Origin of the sequence: Oxynema aestuarii AP17 (assembly GCF_012295525.1) — a bacterium.
Classification (GTDB): domain Bacteria; phylum Cyanobacteriota; class Cyanobacteriia; order Cyanobacteriales; family Laspinemataceae; genus Oxynema; species Oxynema aestuarii.
In genome coordinates, this window is the sequence record NZ_CP051167.1 from 2500945 (window position 1) to 2521874 (window position 20930).

Annotated in this window: 20 protein-coding genes; 7 read left to right on the plus strand and 13 right to left on the minus strand. The window is 52.0% G+C overall.

The genetic code is table 11. The features are described from left to right. Positions 1-163: 163 nt before the first annotated feature. On the plus strand, positions 164-1741 hold the full coding sequence (locus HCG48_RS10170) for a rhomboid family intramembrane serine protease (protein WP_168569062.1): 1578 nt from the start codon (positions 164-166) through the stop codon (positions 1739-1741). Positions 1742-1943: 202 nt separating this feature from the next. Here HCG48_RS10170 and HCG48_RS10175 read toward each other — a convergent pair whose 3' ends face one another. Together HCG48_RS10175 and HCG48_RS10180 are read right to left on the minus strand one after the other, a co-directional pair. After that, positions 1944-3581 (minus strand): CHAT domain-containing protein, encoded by a 1638-nt coding sequence (locus tag HCG48_RS10175; RefSeq protein ID WP_168569063.1) that lies wholly within the window; start codon positions 3579-3581, stop codon positions 1944-1946. A gap of 143 nt (positions 3582-3724) precedes the next feature. Then, entirely contained in the window at positions 3725-4312 is a 588-nt protein-coding gene (locus tag HCG48_RS10180) for a hypothetical protein (RefSeq protein ID WP_168569064.1), read from the minus strand. Positions 4313-4535: 223 nt separating this feature from the next. Between HCG48_RS10180 and HCG48_RS10185 the strand changes: the two genes are divergently transcribed. After that, complete coding sequence (locus HCG48_RS10185; RefSeq protein WP_168569065.1) at positions 4536-5702, plus strand: IscS subfamily cysteine desulfurase; 1167 nt, start codon at positions 4536-4538, stop codon at positions 5700-5702. 40 nt (positions 5703-5742) lie between these two features. Here the strand turns inward: HCG48_RS10185 and HCG48_RS10190 are convergent, their stop codons facing one another. After that, on the minus strand, positions 5743-6930 hold the full coding sequence (locus HCG48_RS10190) for a glycosyltransferase family 4 protein (RefSeq protein WP_168569066.1): 1188 nt from the start codon (positions 6928-6930) through the stop codon (positions 5743-5745). Positions 6931-7103: 173 nt separating this feature from the next. Then, a complete protein-coding gene (locus tag HCG48_RS10195; RefSeq protein ID WP_168569067.1) occupies positions 7104-8891 on the minus strand; it encodes a DUF2079 domain-containing protein in 1788 nt (595 codons plus the stop codon). A 293-nt stretch (positions 8892-9184) separates the two neighbouring features. On the opposite strand from HCG48_RS10195, the gene HCG48_RS10200 reads away from it, so the two are divergent. Continuing rightward, positions 9185-10357, plus strand: coding sequence for a histidine kinase (locus HCG48_RS10200; RefSeq protein ID WP_168569068.1), 1173 nt, complete (start codon positions 9185-9187; stop codon positions 10355-10357). 76 nt (positions 10358-10433) lie between these two features. Here HCG48_RS10200 and HCG48_RS10205 read toward each other — a convergent pair whose 3' ends face one another. The 3 genes from HCG48_RS10205 to petB all read right to left on the minus strand — a co-directional run bounded on the left by HCG48_RS10205 (position 10434) and on the right by petB (position 13107). After that, positions 10434-10853 carry an ATP-binding protein gene (locus HCG48_RS10205; protein ID WP_168569069.1) on the minus strand — a complete coding sequence of 140 codons (420 nt, stop codon included), beginning with the start codon at positions 10851-10853 and terminating at the stop codon, positions 10434-10436. Between the two features lie 559 nt (positions 10854-11412). After that, complete coding sequence (gene petD, locus HCG48_RS10210) at positions 11413-11895, minus strand: cytochrome b6-f complex subunit IV (RefSeq protein WP_168569070.1); 483 nt, start codon at positions 11893-11895, stop codon at positions 11413-11415. 543 nt (positions 11896-12438) lie between these two features. Further along, positions 12439-13107 carry a cytochrome b6 gene (gene petB, locus HCG48_RS10215; protein ID WP_168569071.1) on the minus strand — a complete coding sequence of 223 codons (669 nt, stop codon included), beginning with the start codon at positions 13105-13107 and terminating at the stop codon, positions 12439-12441. A gap of 238 nt (positions 13108-13345) precedes the next feature. Here petB and ctpA point away from each other — a divergent pair, with 238 nt between their 5' ends. After that, complete coding sequence (gene ctpA, locus HCG48_RS10220; RefSeq protein WP_168571833.1) at positions 13346-14584, plus strand: carboxyl-terminal processing protease CtpA; 1239 nt, start codon at positions 13346-13348, stop codon at positions 14582-14584. A 103-nt stretch (positions 14585-14687) separates the two neighbouring features. Beyond that, positions 14688-15428, plus strand: coding sequence for a tetratricopeptide repeat protein (locus HCG48_RS10225; protein WP_168569072.1), 741 nt, complete (start codon positions 14688-14690; stop codon positions 15426-15428). An 8-nt stretch (positions 15429-15436) separates the two neighbouring features. Here the strand turns inward: HCG48_RS10225 and HCG48_RS10230 are convergent, their stop codons facing one another. Beyond that, positions 15437-15859 (minus strand): slr1601 family putative cell division protein, encoded by a 423-nt coding sequence (locus tag HCG48_RS10230; protein WP_168569073.1) that lies wholly within the window; start codon positions 15857-15859, stop codon positions 15437-15439. 220 nt (positions 15860-16079) lie between these two features. Continuing rightward, positions 16080-16175, minus strand: coding sequence for a photosystem I reaction center subunit XII (gene psaM, locus HCG48_RS10235; protein ID WP_168569074.1), 96 nt, complete (start codon positions 16173-16175; stop codon positions 16080-16082). A 407-nt stretch (positions 16176-16582) separates the two neighbouring features. Between psaM and HCG48_RS10240 the strand changes: the two genes are divergently transcribed. Beyond that, the gene (locus HCG48_RS10240) at positions 16583-17323 is read left to right on the plus strand and encodes a MeeY/MeeF family manganese export membrane protein (protein ID WP_168569075.1); all 741 of its coding nucleotides are present in this window, start codon (positions 16583-16585) and stop codon (positions 17321-17323) included. A 72-nt stretch (positions 17324-17395) separates the two neighbouring features. Here HCG48_RS10240 and ndk read toward each other — a convergent pair whose 3' ends face one another. The 4 genes from ndk to HCG48_RS25975 form a co-directional block, all read right to left on the minus strand. Then, complete coding sequence (ndk, locus tag HCG48_RS10245) at positions 17396-17845, minus strand: nucleoside-diphosphate kinase (protein ID WP_168569076.1); 450 nt, start codon at positions 17843-17845, stop codon at positions 17396-17398. Positions 17846-18236: 391 nt separating this feature from the next. Beyond that, positions 18237-18611 carry a zinc ribbon domain-containing protein gene (locus tag HCG48_RS25965; RefSeq protein ID WP_246260014.1) on the minus strand — a complete coding sequence of 125 codons (375 nt, stop codon included), beginning with the start codon at positions 18609-18611 and terminating at the stop codon, positions 18237-18239. A gap of 8 nt (positions 18612-18619) precedes the next feature. Beyond that, positions 18620-18802 (minus strand): hypothetical protein, encoded by a 183-nt coding sequence (locus HCG48_RS25970; protein WP_246260015.1) that lies wholly within the window; start codon positions 18800-18802, stop codon positions 18620-18622. Between the two features lie 61 nt (positions 18803-18863). Continuing rightward, positions 18864-19427, minus strand: coding sequence for an RNA-guided endonuclease InsQ/TnpB family protein (locus tag HCG48_RS25975; protein ID WP_246260017.1), 564 nt, complete (start codon positions 19425-19427; stop codon positions 18864-18866). Positions 19428-19651: 224 nt separating this feature from the next. On the opposite strand from HCG48_RS25975, the gene HCG48_RS10255 reads away from it, so the two are divergent. Further along, positions 19652-20722 carry a Coq4 family protein gene (locus tag HCG48_RS10255; RefSeq protein ID WP_168569077.1) on the plus strand — a complete coding sequence of 357 codons (1071 nt, stop codon included), beginning with the start codon at positions 19652-19654 and terminating at the stop codon, positions 20720-20722. The last annotated feature ends 208 nt before the right edge of the window (positions 20723-20930 follow it).

The following is a 20930-nucleotide window of genomic DNA, read 5'->3' on the forward strand; positions in this document are numbered from 1 at the left end:
GCGGTACGGACGGGGAAAGGACAGGTTATGCCATTTTTCAACAATCGCGATCGCGAGGGAGGGTAGGGAAACAGCACTACACGGTTCCTACCCTCCCTGCATTTCCATCGAGGTTTTAAGATCCTCTAAACTCTAAAATTCCTTAACCCCGATTCCCGAACCCATGACTTTTCATCCTTGGATGGTCTTGCTTGTCTGCAATTGGTGCGTAGCGATCGCCTTCGCCATCTTACTCTTAAACTTTTATAAACAAATTCAAAGTTGGTTAACTGTTATCTTTAGCATCTTAACATTAACCTTTATTTTGTTTTTTATTTCGCCAAATTTGGCGATTATTGTTAGCACAATTTTATGGTTTTTATTTTTATTTCTTCCAGTTTTTGGGCTTTACTGGATTCAGTTTCTCATGTTTCGCGGATCTTACGATCGCGCCCGCCAGTTAGCGGCGATCGTGCGCTGGTTACATCCGGCAGATGGATTAGTAGAACTTCCCCATTTATTAAAAGCATTAACCTTAGCACAAAGGGGAAATATTGAGGAAGCGGGCAATATTTTTAAATCCTATCAAACTTCAGAAACTGCCATTGGTAGGACTGTAACAGCCCTATTTTATGTCACGTCAGACTCCTGGGAAGATCTGTTAATTTGGATTAGAGAAAATATTTCCGATCGCCAACTGTTCGGAGTCAATAATTTAGTGATTTATTACTTGCGCGCTTTAGGCGAAACGGGCAACATTCACGCTCTACTGCAAGCGGTAGAACGATTAACACCGGAATTTGAAAAACGTCAAAGTTTAATCCCTTTAGCATTAGCCAGAATGTATGCTTTGGCATTTTGCGGCAAGTCGGACAGTCTCGGGAGTTTATTCGATCGCCCCTTACGAAGATATCCCAAAAATATCCGCCAATTTTGGATGGGAACGGCTAAGTTAATCGAGGGAAAAGAACAAGAAGCGCGCCAAATTTTTGATGCTATTCCTCACCAGAGCAATACGAATTTGCAACAGGCGATCGCCCGCCGTTTATCCCGAGATTTTCAAGCAACTTCCGTACAGTTGAGCGATGGCGATCGCGAGATCTGCGATGGAATTATTACCGCCGTCGAACAAGAAAAACGGTATGGAAGCGCTTTAACCGTTGCCAACAATAGGGCTTACTGTAGCTATATTTTAATAGGTTTAAACTTAGCAGTTTTTTCCCTGCAGGTTCTGCTGGGAGGCAGCCAAAATATTCCAGTTTTAATTCAGCTTGGCGCTTTAATTCCCGAGGCGGTCTGGGAGGGTCAGTGGTGGCGTTTGATTGCAGCAAATTTCCTCCATTTTGGCCCCGTTCATCTGATGATGAATGCGATCGGACTTTATATTATTGGCGGGTTTGTCGAAAAAACTCTGGGAACGATACGCTATTTTGGGGTTTATTTGAGCAGTGGTATCGCTTCGATGGCGGTGATTACTATTTTATCCAGATTTATAGAATTTTCTGCTAAAATCACTGTAGGTGCTTCGGGTTCGGTGATGGGCTTAGTCGGGGCAACGGGAGCCATTTTACTCTGGGGTTGGCATCGAGAAAAAGCGCGCATTGCTCGTCAACGGTTCCAGCTTGTTTTATTAATGGTTGGCTTGCAAATGGCGTTCGATTTATCTGTGCCTAATATTAGTTTTATCGGTCACCTTTCGGGGGTTATTGTTGGATTTTTAATAACTTTAATGTTAATGAAATGGGTTAAGTTACCCGATTGATTTTTTAAAAGTGATGTTGCGTGGGAAGGGGAAGGAAAAAGAAAGGGGCGATCGCGAGGGGATTGCCCTTACTACTGACGGGGTTTTGATGAGTTCGGCGATCTGAAAAATGGTATAAGCTGTTCGTCGTCGAGATGGGTAAGAAATTTTAGCCTGCTGGGAGAGCGATCGTCTCGATCGCTCTTGAAAAACCAGATAAAAACTATTTTTCTAGACTTAAGGCTTCGACGACAAACTCCAAGGTTTCGCCTTGAGAACTGCCAAATTTGAGCCGATCGCCCGACTCTAAACGGAGTTCTTGATGGTGAATTTTCTGCCAACCTCGGGCATTGTGAACTAAGGTGCCGTAACGGGAAAAATCGCGCAAAAAATAACAGGGACGTCCGTCAGTGGCGGAACTGTTGCGGTAGAAAATTTCGGCATGACGTTGGGAAACCCAGCGTTCTGGAATCACTAAATCATTTTCCGATCGCCGTCCGACGCTGAGCATTCCATTGCGAATCGGCCAGACTTTGCCCGTTTTATCCGGCGATCGCAGTAACGCGGTTGCTAAAGGCAATCCCATCGCCGAAGGGGTATTTTCCGGCAATTCAGTAATCAAAGAATCGATCCCGGCAATCAGTTCGCCGTCGAATTCGGGATGCAAGTAAAGAACGGGTAAAGTCCAGGCAGGTTGATTGAATTTATAAAGTGTGAGAAGCTGTTGGCGCGCGATCGCCACGGCCCGATCGATCGGGTTGCGTTCCGCTAAAGCTTGAGCGAAGGCGCGAATAAAACTGAGAGCTTCCGCGTCGGCGATCGAATCGCGCATCGCCAAAACTGCCGGGACGCCGTGATGGATCAGCACTTCAGCTAAACTGCTACGCGGGGTGGCTTGTTGGTTGTGGCGATCGGGCCAGGCCCCCCAGCAGGCGTTGAAAACAGCGAGAGTGACCCCACTACGAACCAGGATTTGAGCTAATTCAGTTCCGGTCAGTACCGTATCGGCGTTGAGGCGCAGTTGTCCCCCCGTCGGACCGGGAACGCCGTGTCCGGCATAGAAAAAGATATTATATTCCCCCGTTTCGAGCTGTTCGACAGTTTCGCCAACACTCGGTTGAATGAGGGGAGTGACGTGACAGGGAACGGGAAGCAAGGGCTCGCGATCGCCCGATCGCGCGCTGCGATTTTGCAACACTTCACTCAACGTCGCCGCTTCCGTGTCCAAATCCAGGGTGGAATTGCCGCCGCTACCTTGCTGCGATTGCGTTTGAGCCCCCAAAACGAGTAGGACTTTTAAACTTTGACGGTTGGGATGTTTGGCGAGGGGATCGACATCGCTGGTGGTACGGCTAAAGCGCAATTGGCGATCGAGGGAAATGGCAGGTTTTCCCGCACGTGGTTGCATGATTTCCCACGGGAGAACCATTAGGTCCGGATCGCGAATGTCGAGTTGAATTCGCAAGGGACGGTCTTGACCGAGAGCGATCCCGAGACTTTGGGCGAAACTGCGATCGATCGAGCTGGAAAATAACCACTGCCACAGATTCAGTCCCAAATGCTGCATTAACCGGGCGCTGTAGCTGGCAGGGGAACTGTCGGAACCGGGGAGGAGGCGATCGAGGGAGTTCAAATGCGGGTTAATTTTGACGCCGCCGGGTAAGGGCGCGGGTTGTACGGAAAACATTTGCTGCCAACCGTACCAGGTCTGGCTCAACGTTTCGGGCCACGAACGATCGTGGTGGACGTAACCACTGGGAGAGGGAGCCTTGAACACCCAGATCGCAAACCGATCGGCGGTTCCGGGGGTTTTTAACGGTGCGATCGCAATCGACAAACAGGGGATCTCAGACCAAGACATTCAGACGTCAAGCGGATAGCCGTAATGGGGATTGCTTACCAGTCTATCCGGTCTTGGGGGGAGAATACAGCCGTTGCGATCGCCCTAGACGACACCCTGGCGGGAACTCTTCCCCACGAAAAGCCTCTCTAAGAGCAGGTGAGCTATAAGGATTCTTGACGTAACTGCTCGATCGCATAAACGGCGATCGCCATACTGGCTCGGGCTTTTTCGATCTCCGACAACTCGGACCACTCCCGAGAATCAATCCCCTCGTTCGGTTCGGGTTCCGAACGCATGGCAAAGGCAAACGGTCTGGCTAAAACTTGCAAATCTTCCGGGGCCCATTGCGGCATCACCCTGGCTACGCAAGCGATTAAGCTATCAGCTAAAGGGCGAGCGTCGAGATCTTGTCCGCCTGCAACCGAGGCGATCGCATCGAGCCAAACTGTCGGTACGGACTGCCCGAATTTTTGCCGCAACAGCGCTTGTAGTTTTTCTAACGTTTCGTTAACGGCTGGGGTCGGCGACCAAATCCGCTCTAAATTTTCCATCCACACGCGAGCGCCATCGCTTGCGACTTCCGCCGCTATCGGCTCTAAATCGCAGCGATCTTCGCATTGCTGCCAATACGATTCCGAGTCCGGATCCGCCGGATTCCACGGATAGGCTCCCTCCGCTTCGGAGAGGGACTCTAACAAGTCTAGATAAGTTCGAGAATGGGCCGAAAACTCCAGGGGCTGACGGGTCATAATTCAACGTTCCTCCTGAGTCAGGGATTGCATTAGGGTTCGGTTAGGGCTAGCTACAGCAACAAGACCCTAGGTTCCGCAAGCATCGGTCAGCCATTGTACAATCGAAGGGATCGCAGCAGCGACGGGCGATCGCCCCATCCTGTCTCGTCTCTACCGGGCGATCGCCGTGCTTTCGCCTATTGCTGTAGAAAATTTCTGTAACCAGCTCGCTTCTATCTTTATGTCCGCTCGCCCGATTTATCTCGACTCCCACGCCACCACGCCAACAGACGAGCGCGTGCTTCAGGCGATGCTTCCTTACTTTAGCCAATACTTCGGCAATCCCGCCAGTATCACCCACCAATACGGCTGGGAAGCCGAAGCTGCCGTCAAACAAGCTCGCGAAACCCTCGCTCGGGCGATCGGCGCCACCCCGGAAGAAATCGTCTTTACCAGTGGCGCCACCGAAGCCAATAATCTCGCCCTCAAAGGCGTCGCCGAAGCCTACTTTCAAAAAGGACAGCACCTCATTTCCGTCCAAACCGAACATAACGCCGTCCTCGACCCCTGTCGCTATCTCGAATCCCTCGGCTTCTGTGTCACCTATCTCCCCGTTCGCGACGACGGCATACTCGATCTCGACCGACTGCAAGACGCTTTCCGCCCCGATACGATCCTCGTCTCCGTGATGGCCGCCAATAACGAAATTGGCGTTTTACAACCCTTGACAAAAATTGGAGAATATTGTAGAGAGCGTGGGGTAATTTTCCACACCGACGCCGCCCAAGCCTTGGGCAAAATTCCCTTAGACGTGGAAGCGATGCACGTCGATTTGATGTCCCTGACGGCCCACAAACTTTACGGCCCTAAAGGAATTGGCGCCCTGTACGTGCGGCGGCGCAATCCCCGGGTTAAACTGGCGCCGCAAATTCACGGCGGCGGACACGAACGGGGATTGCGATCGGGGACGTTGTACGCCCCGCAGATCGTCGGTTTTGGCAAAGCAGTGGAGATTGCCCTCGCGGACATGGACGGCGAAACCCGGCGATTGCGAGATCTGCGATCGCGCCTCTGGGAACAACTCTCGACCCTGGGGGATATTTACCTGAACGGACATCCGAGCGATCGCCTCCCCGGCAACCTCAACATCAGCATCGCCGGAGTAGACGGACAAGCCTTATTACTCGGTCTGCAACCCGTCGTCGCCGTTTCCTCCGGTTCCGCCTGCACCTCCGCCAAAATCGAACCCTCCCACGTCCTCGCCGCCTTGGGGCGATCGCCCGAACTCGCCTACGCCTCGATCCGCTTCGGGATCGGACGCTTCAACACCGAAGCCGAAATCGATCGCGTCGCCGAACACACGATCGCCACGGTGCGATCGTTGAGAGAAGTGGCGTTGAAATTTTAGAGGTGAGGATTGCTAGATCCCGAGTCCCTACTCCCCTCGATTACCACTCCACCCGAGATCGCTCCTCGATCGCCCTTTGGTAAACCGCCTCCGTTTGCTTGGCGATCGTTGCCCAATCGAAACGTCGCGGCAAATCCTCATAGGCATTATCAATCAACCACTGCCCGTATTCCGGATTTCGTAAAACCTCCAAAATGCCCCAGGCTAACGAGTCCGGGTTATTCGTTTGCGTGACGATCCCCGTTTTCGTATGTTGGACCACCTCCGGCAATCCCCCCGTATCCGAGACCACCACCGGAACCCGGGCCGCAAAGCTTTCGAGCACGACGATCCCAAACGGTTCGTACAAACTCGGAAACACCGCACAATTGGCGATCGCCTGAAAGCGATCGAGATCTTCGTCAGACAGAAACCCAGTAAAGTAACACTTATCCCAAATTCCCAAATCCCACGCCAACCGCTTGAGGTGGTCCGTATTGCCCCCGCCAATAATGACAAACTTGACTTGACCGTTCATCTGCGCCAAGACTTTCGGCGCCGCATTGAGCAGAACGGACACCCCTTTTTCGTAACTCATCCGCCCGACGTAATAGACCAACTGTTCGCCATCGCTGGCAAACCGACGGCGGAACGCCACCGCGTCAAACTCGTCGCGGCGGGGTTTTTTCGACGCCCGAATCCCGTTATAAATCACATCGATTTTATCGGCGGGAATCCCCAAAACGCGCTGGACTTCATCGCGCATGTAGTGACTGCACACGATCGTCCGCCAGGAATTAAAGCCTAACTCACCTTCTTTAGACGAGATATAGCGGTGTTCGCTGGTGTACAAGCCGTTGTAACGTCCGTATTCCGTGGCGTGAATCGTGGCAATCAGAGGAATTTTAAACAAGTGCTTGAGGGCGATCGCCGCATCCCCCACCAGCCAATCGTGGGCGTGAATCAAGTCGAACGGGCCGAGTTCGAGCATCAACTGACCGCCGTGACGCCCTTTCGCTTCGTTCATATTGACGACCCAATGGAAGAAATCGTGACCGTCGGCGACGGGAAGCCGATGAATGTGGATGCCTTCAACTACCTCGTAAGCCGGGGCGTTTCCAAAGGCGACGGTAATCAAGTGGATCGAATGACCGAGTTTGACTAATTCGGGATAGAGTTCGGCAACGTGACGGGCAATTCCCCCGATAATACGCGGCGGAAATTCCCAACTGAGAACGAGGATTTTCATCGGGCGATCGTACAGTCCTTTGCAAAGTCCATGAGTGATTCATCTCTAATTTTAGAAAGTTTGGCGACAGTGCTAACACTCAACAGGATATTCACGAAGGCGCTAGAGTGGGGACTATCGCTTTTTGGCGATTTAGGCGGGTTCGATGCCCGCCCCGCAGGGTTCGCGACCGCTCAATCTTTCCGATCCAAAATCGGTTCCACCCGTTGGCGATAAATTTGCCATCGTGCGATCGCTTCGGAATCGGACTCGGCCCCGCGTTCGAGGAAAATTACCCCATCTTTAAAGCCGACCAGGCCATAAATACCGTCGGCGACGATGCGATCGACGACGGGAATCATGGCTTTGAAACGATGCAAGTCATTGTCAAAAGCGGGTAAATATTGCTCGACTTGCCACAGGTCGGCGATCGCGTAATCGGTTTGAATCACCACCCCCGCATCGTTTCGCAGCTCTAACGCCGGAAAACGCACGATTTCGCGGCGCGAGGACAGGTGCGGCACGATGTACGTCGTGGCGGACACGCTCGCATCGGGGGGGATTTTTTGCAGAAATTCACGGATCGCAGCGCTATGTTGCCACTGACGGGGTAAGGAGACGTGTACCCACGGATCGATCGAGTCGGGAATTAAAAAATAGAGGGTGCGATTGGGGTTGGAGGTCATCGAAAACAAGATCGACAGACACAAACAACCGATCCAAAAGCGTCGAACGGACAGTTCGAGTAGGTGAGGGCGTTTTTGCCACCACGTCAACCCCCGTTGACAAAGGGGCGAGACGACGGGAAAAATCCACCGGATCCAGAAGGGGCGTTGTTTTTGCGAATCTTCGCCGCGATCGATGCCTTTCGCTAAACCGCGCGCGATCAGTTCGCGAACGGGGGCATCGAGCAGGTGTTGGCGGGGGGCCCACCAGAGGATCGTCCCGTAGCACAAGCCGGGAACGACGGCCATCGCGTAGCGGATGTTAATGGCGAGGGCGGATTTACCCCGTTGCAGGAAGATTTGCAGTAAGGGAAAGCCCGCGATCGCCCATGAAGCGGGGGCGATCGCCGGAATGAAGGCAAACGGCAACCACTGCCCCAGAAAATAGCGAATTTTTCCCGTAATCGGCGTCACCAATTCCACCAACACCAACCACGGTTTACTGATGAAGGCCCATAGCAGTTCTAAGGTCGTCGCTTCGTCGCTTTCCACATATTGACCGAAGCGTTCGATCGTGAAACGACGGGATACGTCTTCGGAAAATAAGGGCATGATTAAGTTGGTCAGCCCCAAAATATAGCCAAAACTGAGAATGCACGTGGCGATCCCCGCACGGGGGAAGCGCTGGCTCAGTGCCATGTAAACGCCGACGCCGAACAAGGTGACTCCCCCATCTTCGCGCACGGCGAGAATGCACGCCGCCATCGCCCAAAATAAAACCCACCAGCGTTTTTCCATTGCCAAGAGCAAGGTAAATACGAATAAGGGAATTTGGCAGTTATCGGCAAAGTTAGACAGGGTCGGACCGATAATCGCATTGGCGGCGTAGTAGCTGGCTGTAATCATCGCCGCAACCGGGCGATCGAGGTATTCTCGCGCCAGCAGGTACAGCACTAACCCCCCTGCGGTGACCAGAACCACTTGCAAGACCGTCAGCGTCGCTGCCGTCGGAAATAAGGCATAAATCGGCAGCCAGAGTAACAAAGCTGGGGTAAAATGTTGCCCCAAGCGATGGTATGAAACTTCTGGGAATTCTCCATCGTGAACCACGTTGGTCGAAAGGGTGGAAGACAGGGAACTTTGAAAAAAGTTGCCGTGGAGTCCGTTCCAAAATACTTGATTGAAAATCCCCTGATCGAAGGAAGCGTAAAAAGTGTAGTAGCGATGGAGTGTCAGGGTTAAGGTCAATACAAAAAAGGCGATCGCCGCCCCCCATACCCATCTCAATCCCGGATTTTTCTCTGAATTGGACAACATTAGTGATTCGCGCTCAATGCAATCTGTAGTGATTTTTGGGTCATTCAACTGGACTCAAAACGCAAAGGTCCTTGCAATCGTGGCTTGTTCGCCTTTCCCCTTCCACTTGGGACAAGCTCCCTTGTTTTGGGGGAGACGACCGTTAACGATCGATCTCGAAAAAGGCACGATCGACAGACTCTAGAAAGGTTAACTTATAAATATAAAGAAAAACCAAAGACCGACTCCTACCATCCCGGATCGCCTTCCTCGCCCAGACGCTGCGATCTTTATCGATCTAGCCCCGAGATTGCATGAGCGTATCTATTGAACATCCCGCCAATACTCTCGAATCCCCTTTACAACTGCTGTTGTTCGTCGATCGCCGTCCGAGTTCCCGCGAGCATATCCGGCGCATTCGCAGTTATCTCAAAGCTGTCGAGATGGATCCTCCTTTCGATTTACAAGTGATCGACGTGGCGGAACAGCCTTATTTGGCAGAACATTTTAAATTGGTGGCGACTCCTGCATTAATTAAAATTCATCCGGAACCGAGAGAAACTCTAGCGGGTACGAATTTAGTGCCACAATTGGAAAAATGCTGGCCGCGATGGCAACGTGCAGTCGCCGAGTATCTCAATCAAAGGGCTCCGGTCGAATCGGAGTCTGAGAATTCGAGCGAGAATAACCATCACTCTTGGGGGTATTCCGCCGAACTGATCCGCCTGTCGGACGAAATTTTTCGTTTGAAACAGGAGAACGAAGACCTCAGCCAACAATTGCAATTTAAGGATCGTTTGATTACGATGTTGGCTCACGATTTACGCAATCCCCTGACGGCGACTTCGATCGCCCTGGAAACATTAGACAATCATTGTTGTTCCGAACAAGCGGATGTCGCGACGAACCCTAAATTAGTGGCTCGCTTGATCGGTCACGCCCGCAATCAAACTCGCTTGATCGAACAAATGATTTCGGATTTGTTGCAAGCGGAGCGATCGCATAAGACCGATTTTCGTATTCATCCTCAAAAGCTCGATCTCAACGCTCTTTGTCATCGGGTCATCGGCGATCTCGACGACTTATTTCGCGCCAAATCCCAACAAATTGAAACCGACATTCCCGGCGATCTCCCCCCGGTCTACGCCGATGGCGAACGCATCCGGCAAGTGTTAGTTAATTTGCTCGACAATGCGATTAAATATACCCCGGAAGGGGGCAATATAGAAATTGCTATTCTTCACCGCACGACCCAAAAGGTTCAGGTGAGTATTTTTGATGACGGTCCGGGAATTCCTAGCGAAAATCAAGCCCATATTTTTGAAGATCGTTTTCGTCTCAAGCGCGACCAAAATCAAGATGGTTACGGGATCGGTCTGAGCTTGTGCAAGCGGTTGATCGTGGCGCATTACGGTCAAATTTGGGTGGATTCTTCCCCGAATAAAGGCAGTGCTTTTCACTTTACTTTACCCGTTTACCGTCGTTAATAGGAGGGTTTGCACCGTAGAATCCCGGGCGATCGCCTCACGAGTTGGGCGTCGGTCGCTATGTTTTTAATACAATCTATTTTTCTTTAACAATACACAAACAATTGCGCCCGTCCGAACAGCGTTCGTAAATGACGCGATCGGCCAATCTTCGGAGTAAAAACCAACCGTAACCGCCTTCTTGTAAGGTTCCCGGAAGCGGTTCGGGTAGGGCATCGGGGTTGAACGGTTCGCCGCGATCCCAAATCCGCATTTCGAGGCGATCGTCCCATAAGGTCATCTCAATTTCAATCGGCGTGGCGAGGGGCAATTCTTCGTGAGCATGGCGGACGGCATTGGTAAAGCCTTCGGTGAGGGCTAATTTCAGGGAATAAAGTTGGTTTTCGGACCAATACCGTTGAAAATTATGTTGAAAGCAGAATCGATCGAACCACTGCTGCACCTTCGTTAAGACAGTTAGATCGCTCTCAACTGTCAGATACTCTTGCTTCAACATTGCCCAGTTCGTTTACCGATGGGGTGATGAGGTGTTAACCATTTTAGATTTTAGATTTTAGATTTTAGATTTTTTTATTATTTAAATGATAACAAGATCCGGTAGATTTAGAAAATTTTAGAGGTTTTAATAGAGGACTTTTGAGAAATATCTTAATTTTTTAAGAGGGATAAAATAGGCGATCGCCTTCGATTGTAGCGCCACTTTAAGGATTTGGGTTTCTCGTTTAACGGGACAATTCTGCTTTGCAGACCCTGCGCGAACCCCCGGTCGAGTCGGGGGTGGATTCGGGAGCGATCGCCCCCATCGCTACCCAATAGTTAAATAATATGAGATCGATCCTCAAAAATCAGTAAACTTTTTGTAAACCCAGCATTCAAGTTTTAAAAATCCTCATGTTTGTCTTCTAGAATCTAAAACCCAAAATCTACAATCTAAAATCTACACTCTAAAATTTCCACACCTCTCCCCAAAAGCGACGCCTGCAGAGGATCCCCAAGCGAATGTCAATCCGTTTGGAAAACCTCACAGGCGTCGCCAGTAAAGCCCAGTTTTGTATTTAGAACAAACCGAGGGTCAGCGATTCGGCGATCGGGAAAGTCGCGCCAATTCCCAACCAGAGGGTGACTGCGGTTCCGAACAGGAACACGGCGGTCGCCACCGGACGACGGAAGGGATTTTGAAACTTGTTCACGCTTTCAATAAAAGGAACGAAAATCAAACCCAGGGGAATCCCAGCCATCATGGCAATCCCCAACAACTTGTTAGGGACGATCCGCAGGATTTGGAAGACGGGCCACAAATACCATTCCGGGAGAATTTCCAACGGAGTAGCGAAGGGGTCGGCAGGTTCTCCCACCATTGCGGGGTCGAGAACGGCCAAGCCGACGCACAGGGCGATCGTTCCCAAAATCACGACCGGGAAAACATAAAGCAGGTCGTTAGGCCAAGCAGGTTCGCCATAGTAATTATGGCCCATCCCCTTAGCTAACTTGGCGCGCAGCATCGGATCGCTCAGATCCGGCTTTTTCAAAATAGACATAGTTAAGAGTCCTCTCCTGATTTGAAAATCGGTAGGCGCGAGCGAGGAGTATCGCTCCCGGTACCTTGACAGTCCCCGACCTCAAGGGACGGGGATTCTCGCTTCATCGGGAGTCCAACGACTTTCCCCTCGGCGAGCTTCTTGACCGTGTGCCCCACGGCTGCAAAAGCTGTTTCAAGTGTGCCGCCCATTGCGAGCCAGGTTCCTCCGGTTGACCGCGAGAGGCTGTAGGCGGATCGTCTTAATTCTATCCAAAAGCCTTACCAGAAGGACGGGGCTGGTATCCCATTATTTTTGGTCATCGAACCCCGACAGACCGAGTTGGCAGGCGGTTTCCTTTCCCCAGAGTCCCCGATGTTCCTCTATTCTCTAGTTGACCGCAAGCTATGGCTACGGGTTGCTGGTCTCATCCCGATGGTAGGGCTTTGCCCTTCCTGCCGGGTGAGGAATCGACAAGGGTGGGGGATCCATGTATCCCGAGGCTCACCTTTGAGGTAGAGCGCGGGAGCGATCGCCCCCCGAACCCCCCATTGAGTTAGCGGTTTACAACGGACCGGAAATCCCTTGTTTGCGGATCATCAAGAAGTGCAGCAACATGAACACCGCAATCAGCCAAGGCAGGACGAAGGTGTGCAGACTGTAATAGCGAGTCAACGTCCCTTGACCGACGCTGGTGCCGCCGCGCATCAACTCGACGATTGTCGAACCGACGACCGGAATGGCTTCGGGAACGCCAGAAACGATTTTAACGGCCCAATAGCCAATTTGATCCCAGGGTAAAGAATATCCAGTCACGCCGAAAGACACGGTAATCACGGCGAGAATCACCCCGGTCACCCAGGTCAGTTCGCGAGGTTTTTTGAAACCCCCCGTCAGATAGACCCGGAACACGTGCAGGATCATCATCAAGACCATCATGCTCGCAGACCAGCGATGGATCGAGCGAATCAGCCAACCGAAGTTGACTTCGGTCATGATGTATTGAACGGAAGCAAAGGCTTCGGTCACCGTGGGCCGATAGTAGAAAGTCATAGCGAATCCAGTAGCGAACTGGATTAAGAAGCAAACCAGGGTAATCCCGCCCAAGCAATAGAAAATGTTAACGTGAGGCGGGACGTACTTGCTGGAGATGTCATCAGCGATCGCCTGAACTTCTAAGCGTTCTTCAAACCACTGATAGACTTTGGAGTTAGATACCTCTTTTGAAAACATGAACGAAGCGTTCCGAAAGAATATTAGCCGTCGATCAAAAATGTAACATAGTCTAAACAAGGTTTTCATAAATCCCAGCCAGCCGCATCGATTCTGGGGTGGGGGAGCGCCGAGGGGAGCGACCTTTGGGGAGCGCCGACCGTCGGCGATCGCTCGTTTCCGTGGCTGCCGTTTTTGCGGCTCGTTCTCCTTCACCGGACGGCAGATGAGTATTTTTGAGACTTCGACCGTAAGTAATATGTACAAACGAGTTTTCTCCGTTGCTTTCGTCTTCGTGCTACAACTGGCTATCGCTTTCGGCTGTTGGGTCGCTCCGGCAGCAGCTCTAAGCGAAGACCAAAATTTATTCATGCAAGTTTGGCGAATTGTCAATCAAGCGTATGTGGACGAATCTTTCAACCATCAAAATTGGTGGTTTGTCCGTCAAAATGCCCTCAAACATCCGTTTAGAAATCGGGAGGAAACCTACGAGGCGATCGAAAAAATGCTCGCCCGTCTCGACGATCCGTTTACCCGCTTTTTAAGGCCCGAACAATATCGCAGTTTGCAAGTCAATACCTCGGGAGAATTGACCGGAATTGGGTTGCAAATTGCCCTGGATGGGGAAACGGGAACGATTGAAGTGGTCGCCCCGATTGACGGTTCTCCCGCTCAAGCTGCCGGGTTACAACCGCGCGATCGCATTGTGGAAATTGATGGGGTGTCCACCGTCGGTCTGACCCTCGACGAAGCGGCGGCGAAAATGCGCGGTCCGATCGGCACGACGGTGACCCTGACCGTGAGCCGAGGAAGCGAGGCGACGACGGAATCCGTGGCTTTGGTGCGCGATCGCATCGCCCTCAATCCGGTGGTGGCCGACTTGAAAACCACCCCCGACGGTTTCAAGGTCGGTTACATCCGCTTGAGTCAATTTAATGCCAACGCGACCGAAGAAGTCGGACGGGCGATCGAAGAGCTGGAAAATCGCGGCGTCAACGGCTACGTCCTCGACTTGAGGAACAATCCCGGCGGACTGCTGCAAGCGGGGGTCGAAATCGCCCGCCTATGGCTCGATCGCGGCACGATCGTCTACACGGTGAACCGCCAGGGGATTCTCGGCAGTTTCGACGCCACGGGACAAGCCCTCACCGATGCCCCCCTCGTGGTTCTCGTCAATCAAGGCACGGCGAGCGCCAGCGAAATTCTCGCCGGAGCCTTGCAAGATAACGGGCGCGCTCAGTTGGTCGGCGAAAAAACTTTCGGTAAGGGGCTGATTCAATCCCTGTTCGACCTCGCCGACGGTTCGGGCGTCGCGGTGACCGTGGCGAAGTACGAAACGCCGAATCACCACGATATCAACAAGTTGGGCATCGTTCCCGATGTGGTGGTCGCGGCGGAGGCGATCGGTCGTAACGGACTGGCGACGGAAGCGGACAATCAATACCGAGCGGCGGTCGAGCGGTTGAGCGAACAAGTGGTGGTCGCCAACGCCCCCTAAATTCTCTCGCCAGCGATCCGCTTGTCAAAGTGACACATCGGCGAACCTCAAGGCACGGGAGAGGTCTTAGGCTGATCTCAGTAACGCAAAAGAGGAATCCGTCATGTCCGTTTCTCGTGCCAACCCTTGCTGTCCGCTCGATTCATTTGCCAATACTCAGGGGTGTTCCCTCCCGCCTAGGATCGAGATCGGGAGCGGACGACGGGGAGATCCCCCCGCCGAACCCGGAGGGTCGATCGCCGAAGCACGCGCCCGTGCTGCCCGTTGCGCTCGCCAGGGAGAGTACGACGCGGCGATCGCCGCCTTGAACGGCGCGATCGCCTCGGGTTCTCCCCAGGCGAGGGATTATAACAATCGCGGTTTGATGTACTTCTATCGCGGCGATCTCGAGGCGGCGATCGCCGATTTCAACCGGGCGATCGCCCTCGACGACCATCTGTCTCAGGCTTACAACAACCGAGGCAACGCCTACGCCCGTCAGGGGCTCCTCGTCGAAGCCTCGATCGACTACGATCGCGCCCTCGACCTCGATCCATTCAACGGACGGGCCTGGATCAACCAAGGGATGACCTTGCGCGACTTGGAAATTTACGAACTGGCTTTGGAAAGCTTCGATTTTGCCCTCGCCCTGGGCGAACACGCGGCGATCGCCTATGCCGAACGCGGTCGCACTTACCACGAATTAGGTGATTGGAACGCGGCGATCGCCGACTACCGCCGCAGTCAAGCCGTCCTCGATCTCGACCCCTCCCTCGACGAGGCCGATCGCCGTCGCCGTTCCCGTCAGCTCGACCGAGCTTTACGCCAACTGCTGTCCCCACAATCCCCCGGGGACGAAGGGTGAAGCGTCGCTCACGGGGTCGCCAGATCGGAAGCCGATTCCGCCACACTTTCGGTTTCCGGTTGCTTCCAAATAATCTGTATTTCCGTCGGATCGACCTTGTAGCTTTGCTCTTCCATCAAATTCACCGTTTGTTCCGGGGAGAAATAACGGCTGAAATCCGCTTGCAGGCGATCGACCCGACGGTTCGTTTTTTGAACTTCCGCGCGAATCTCGTCGAGTTTTTCCTGCTGGGTTTCTTGATACGGCACTAACTTGACTAACGTGGAGACCGCCACCACCGAAACGAGCAACTGAACTGCTAATTTAGTAGTGACTTCCGCCGCGATCGCCCGATGGGGATGGCGTCGTGACGGTTGCCGACGCGGACGACGTTTGGACTGACGCCCTTCAATCGGAACGAGCGGGGGTCTGGGAGGTTGGATGGCGTTCATGATCTTGAAATTCCGTGCGGATCCCGAAAAATACGAAGCTTTTCGCGAAGGGGGGCGTTGAATTGAGTGGGGTTGAAGAGCATTCCTCTGAAAACCGCTCGATCGCCGGACTGTAGCGCGAGGACGAGGGGCGAGACGGCGAGCGGGGGACGATACCTGCCGCGATCGTTCGAGGTTTGGAGCGATCGCGGCAGGCATCAGGCACAATGACGCCCCGACTCTACTTGTAGAGTTCGGTCGCCAAGCGGAAGGCTAAGAAGCCCGGCAGCAAGGCGATGACTAACGCGGTCAAGACTTGAGCTTCAGAAAGTCCCATAGATTAAACCTCCTAAAATAAGAGCGAATTCTTATCCAATTTCCGGTATATCGTCCATTTCTGGAAGAACTTGTTACAAGATGCAATATAAATCGATAAGATTCAAGTCCCCCGATCGATTCCCAGGGTAGCGCCCCAGGCGATCGCCCCCGCTCTCCCCGTAGACTTCAACGGCAGACAATCGAGCCATGACAAGGGGTTGCCAGACGATCCCGCCCTTGCGATCCCCAAAAATCTCCCCCGGGTCGATCGAGCCATCGATCGGGTAGCGAGAACGGTTATCCTAGAACAAGGTTAAGCTTGCCGATCCCTCGGGCGTCCTCGGCCTTCGATCGCCCGTGAAAAACCGTTTCGGTTTTGAGGAGCTGCCCCATCGAAGAACAAAAAAATTTGTCAAAATATCGTTAATGGTCAACCAATTTTTAGACTTTTACCCCAACGACCTAGGATTTCATACATTTCTCTTATTGGCAATCTTGGTTGCCTTAGAAGGCGTCTTGTCTGCAGATAACGCGATCGCCTTAGCCTCGATCGCCCAAGGACTGCCCGACAGCAAGCGACAACGGCAAGCCCTCGATATCGGCTTGATCGCCGCTTTCGTCCTGCGCATGACCCTGATCGTCATGGCGACTTGGGTGATCCGCTACTGGCAATTCGAGTTAATGGGTGCCTTGTACCTGTTGTGGTTGGTGTTTCAGTATTTCACCTCCGCCGAAGACGAAGAAGGACACCATCACGGTCCGCGCTACACGTCCCTGTGGCAGACCATTCCCCTGATTGCCATGACCGATTTGGCCTTTTCCCTCGATAGCGTCACCGCCGCGATCGCCATCTCCGAGCAAACCTGGATCATTCTAACCGGAGCCACGATCGGTATTATCGCCTTACGGTTTATGGCGGAATTGTTCATCCAGTGGTTGAAAATTTACACCCATCTCGAAGATGCGGGCTATATTACCGTCGGTTTTATCGGGTTGCGCCTCCTCTTGCGGGTAGTTGACGAGCAGATCGTTCCCCCGGAATGGCTGACTGTTATTGTGGTGATCGCCTTGTTTATTTGGGGCTTTTCCGAACGTCGTCTCGAAGAACCCGAGGCGGAAACCGAAGCGGAGGCGATCGCCGACGGCGAACGGTCCGGCGAGACTTAGAATGCCCGGAGAAAGGCGCGATCGCCTTTCCCCGCGCGTACCGGAACCGTTCGACGAGAAGCAGTCGTTACCCTACTCGTACAGCCAACGGTGGCTACTTTCTTCCCAAGACACGAGTTCTTCCTCTTTAAACCAAAGGGCGATCTCCCGTTGGGCCGTTTCGACCGCATCGGAACCGTGGATCAAGTTGCGACCGACGCTGATGCCGAAATCGCCCCGGATCGTTCCGGGTTCGGCACTCAGGGGATTGGTGGCGCCGATCAGCTTGCGAGCGGAAGCGACCACGCCTTCACCTTCCCAAACCATTGCCACGACGGGGCTGGAGGTGATGAAGTTCACCAAGCTGGAGAAAAAGGGTTTTTCTCGGTGGACGTCGTAATGCTGTTCGGCGAGTTCGCGGCTGACAGTCATGACTTTAAGACCGACGAGTTTAAAGCCCTTGCTTTCAAAGCGACCGACGATCTCGCCGACGAGTCGGCGCTGGACTCCATCGGGTTTGATGGCGATAAAGGTACGTTCCAAAACGATCTCCTACAACTGGATCTGAGCATACAGAACCCAGATTATCTCAGAATTTGGCGTTTCGGAGGGGAATCGTCGAACCCGACTGGGCCGTAGTGCGATCGCCCGAAGCCGTACCATCGACTTGCCGTCCTCAAACTGTAAGGATGGAAAAGCCAACTTAGTGAACATGAGTAAGGCTATACAATATTTTCCTCTGCTATGCAAGACATTTAGATCCCCCTAAATCCCCCTTAAAAAAAAGGGACTTTCCTCGATCCCCCCCTATCCCCCCTTCGCCCCCCTTTGAAAGGGTAGGGATCGGCGCTATACCTCATCAGACGCCCGAGTGCTGTAACATTGCCGATCGAAGAAGATAATGAGTGACATCCTCCCGACGCTGAATCAAAGATTACAGCGCGGGCTTCCCAGCCTCACGATTGGGTATTCGGGCCCCGCGCCACTTATCTAGGTCATAGACCCCCGACAGACCGACTTGACAGGCGGTTTCCGTTCCCCAGAGTCCCTGGGATACTACGTTTTCTAGTCCACGATGCAAAACCATCTCTGCTGCAGCACGTTCGCGATGCGTTCGATACCCACACTCAGGACAATGATGCTCTCTGACTTCCAACCCCTTGCTGACCGTAGCAAGGCAGTTGGGGCAGGTTTGACTGGTGCCGTTGGGATTGACTTTAGCAAAGTAGACTCCCCGTTTCCAGCAAACCCATTCCGTCAGAGACAGGAATTGTCCGAAGGCAGCATCTACACAATCTTTTCGCAGCATTCCTCTCGTCAACCCCGTGACGTTGAGATCTTCTGCAAAGATGGTTTGTGCCCCGCCTTTTCCCAGTTTTGAGAACCCTTCTGTTTTCGTGCTGCTCTGCGTTGCAGCAATTTCAGCTTGCGTTGCATCGACTTGAAAAACTGGGGTCGCTCTTGGAAAGAGCGATCGGAAGCGCTCAAGAATCGCTCCAATCCCAGGTCAATCCCGATCGCGCGACCGTGAACTGGAGCATCGGGAACTGATACGCTCGACTCAATCGTGACGACAACGTACCATTGTGTACCCCGTACCCTGGACAGTACCCTTACCTGTATCCCCCCAACCCCCCTTTGAAAGGGGGGCGAAGGGGGGATGCAGGTTGATAGACACTTTCCCAATTTTTGGCAACTTGATTGTGAAGCCATTGATGGGATTGTTCTTGAATTGGGGAAACACAAAGGATTTGAACTGACCGAACTTTTTGAAACGAGGGAATCCGTGTCCCCGTTTCACAAATGCCTCCCAGGTATCGTGCAGTCTGCGAATTGTGGTCTGTAACACCTGAGAATGTACCTTACCTAGATGCGGGAATTGCTTCTTTGCTTTGGGCAGGTTATTCTGCTGACGGTGGTAAGACGGGAATGGCTCATCGGCGGGAATGATGTATTCCCTTTCCAACGAACATCGGTCTACCGAACACTTACGAGAAGCAATCCAGTCTTTGAGTTCGCGTAAAGCGTAGTTATATACGCCTGTGCACGTCTCAAGCCACGACCGCAGTTCAGTCTGCTGTACGACATTTGGATAGATTCGGTAGGTGTAGTTCATGGTCAGCATGACTATAATTTACTACAGACTATAGCTGCTGATAAATGCTGGTCTCATCCCCATCGTAGGGCTTGACCCTTCCCGCAGGGTGGGGATGAGACTTTTCAAGGGGAGTCCATGTATCCTGACGCTGATGCTTCGCATACAGCGCGGGACTTATAGCTCCCCGAACCCCTCAAAAGTTAAATCGAAACATCATCACTCCAATCATAAATCCAACCCAATCTTTAAGAATGACCTCCCAAAATCTCGACTGGTATCTTAAGGAAGCGGAAGCCTATGCTGGAACAGCCAGCGTACAACCTGACGGATCTAATTTTTCTCTGACCCCCCCTTCACAATTATCTTTAAAATACGATCGCTTGCGTCAACATTTAGCTCAGATTGGTAGTCCAACTACAATAGCGATTAATTGGTCGATCGCCAGTTCCAAAATCTCTCGCAACGGCTCCTCGTCCAAGTTCGTTGGTGTTCCTTCTGCGCAACCCCTTACTCTCATCGATCTGGACAGGCTTTATCGAGAAGGCTATCTCATGAAAAAGTTATCGCCGGAAGATTTATATCAATTTCCAGTCCACACATTAGGGGGGGCTTATTTCCAATATATGTGTCGCGGGAAATTTTACGAATTCGATAAAAATCCGACAATTCCTCGTTCGGAAATTGAGTGGCTTTTTCGCTCGATCCGCCAAACCCATGACTTTTACCATCTAATCACGGAAATTTATCACTACGGGTGGGATGGGGGATTTGTTATGTACGAGAAGCCTGAATGTTACGAACGAGATCGACTCATTTTAACCGAGGAACTCTGTCTTTATGGGTTCATGATGGGTCAAGTTCGTTTACAAGCCGCCGTTCCCATTGTTGCAGAGTGGATTGAAACGGGACTCGAAGAGGCTCGCAAATGGTTGAAAGAGGCATTTCCACTGTGGCAAAAAACGAAAAACTACAACTCAGTAAAAAAGTTTGTCTTTCCCAACTTTATTGCAACCTGCGAAAAATTTACCTATGCGTCTTTCAAACTGGGAAGGTTGACGTCAAAAGTAACCGTTGAAGACTATTTATCAGATCTCGAAGGTCGTTTAACCCCTTTATCTCCCTCTGCCACCGTTACCGAACGCGAATATCGTCAAAAAATGCTGGAAAGTTTCGAGCGGGGACTGCGAAGTTACTCGCTTCTTGGAATGAAATGGGAGCGTTATTTAGGAAATTCTCTGCAAGAAATTCGAGAGTTTTTAAACATCCCTCGCCGCCAACATTTTCAGTCCGGCTCTCACTATCTGGATGCGGATTGTTATTAATGTTGTTATTAATGTTGTGATGAATGTTCAATGACGAGCTTTACTCCTATAGCCCTCCTCAATCGGTTGAAAAATTCATCGGTTGTAGGGACATGACAATGCCGTATTCCGACTGAAATCCTTGGGAGGGAGAGCATCTTACTCCCGACTTGGGTTACCAATTATTTAGGAATGCTATATGCATTTTAAAAGAGAAACAGCTTACTAT

Bases quoted from the DNA above. Each gene is read 5' to 3' on its own strand.
- HCG48_RS10170 (WP_168569062.1), top strand. From the start codon at position 164: ATGACTTTTCATCCTTGGATGGTCTTGCTTGTCTGCAATTGGTGCGTA.
- HCG48_RS10175 (WP_168569063.1), bottom strand. From the start codon at position 3,581: ATGTCTTGGTCTGAGATCCCCTGTTTGTCGATTGCGATCGCACCGTTA.
- HCG48_RS10180 (WP_168569064.1), bottom strand. From the start codon at position 4,312: ATGACCCGTCAGCCCCTGGAGTTTTCGGCCCATTCTCGAACTTATCTA.
- HCG48_RS10185 (WP_168569065.1), top strand. From the start codon at position 4,536: ATGTCCGCTCGCCCGATTTATCTCGACTCCCACGCCACCACGCCAACA.
- HCG48_RS10190 (WP_168569066.1), bottom strand. From the start codon at position 6,930: ATGAAAATCCTCGTTCTCAGTTGGGAATTTCCGCCGCGTATTATCGGG.
- HCG48_RS10195 (WP_168569067.1), bottom strand. From the start codon at position 8,891: ATGTTGTCCAATTCAGAGAAAAATCCGGGATTGAGATGGGTATGGGGG.
- HCG48_RS10200 (WP_168569068.1), top strand. From the start codon at position 9,185: ATGAGCGTATCTATTGAACATCCCGCCAATACTCTCGAATCCCCTTTA.
- HCG48_RS10205 (WP_168569069.1), bottom strand. From the start codon at position 10,853: ATGTTGAAGCAAGAGTATCTGACAGTTGAGAGCGATCTAACTGTCTTA.
- petD (WP_168569070.1), bottom strand. From the start codon at position 11,895: ATGTCTATTTTGAAAAAGCCGGATCTGAGCGATCCGATGCTGCGCGCC.
- petB (WP_168569071.1), bottom strand. From the start codon at position 13,107: ATGTTTTCAAAAGAGGTATCTAACTCCAAAGTCTATCAGTGGTTTGAA.
- ctpA (WP_168571833.1), top strand. From the start codon at position 13,346: ATGTACAAACGAGTTTTCTCCGTTGCTTTCGTCTTCGTGCTACAACTG.
- HCG48_RS10225 (WP_168569072.1), top strand. From the start codon at position 14,688: ATGTCCGTTTCTCGTGCCAACCCTTGCTGTCCGCTCGATTCATTTGCC.
- HCG48_RS10230 (WP_168569073.1), bottom strand. From the start codon at position 15,859: ATGAACGCCATCCAACCTCCCAGACCCCCGCTCGTTCCGATTGAAGGG.
- psaM (WP_168569074.1), bottom strand. From the start codon at position 16,175: ATGGGACTTTCTGAAGCTCAAGTCTTGACCGCGTTAGTCATCGCCTTG.
- HCG48_RS10240 (WP_168569075.1), top strand. From the start codon at position 16,583: ATGGTCAACCAATTTTTAGACTTTTACCCCAACGACCTAGGATTTCAT.
- HCG48_RS25965 (WP_246260014.1), bottom strand. From the start codon at position 18,611: ATGCTGCGAAAAGATTGTGTAGATGCTGCCTTCGGACAATTCCTGTCT.
- HCG48_RS25975 (WP_246260017.1), bottom strand. From the start codon at position 19,427: ATGCTGACCATGAACTACACCTACCGAATCTATCCAAATGTCGTACAG.
- HCG48_RS10255 (WP_168569077.1), top strand. From the start codon at position 19,652: ATGACCTCCCAAAATCTCGACTGGTATCTTAAGGAAGCGGAAGCCTAT.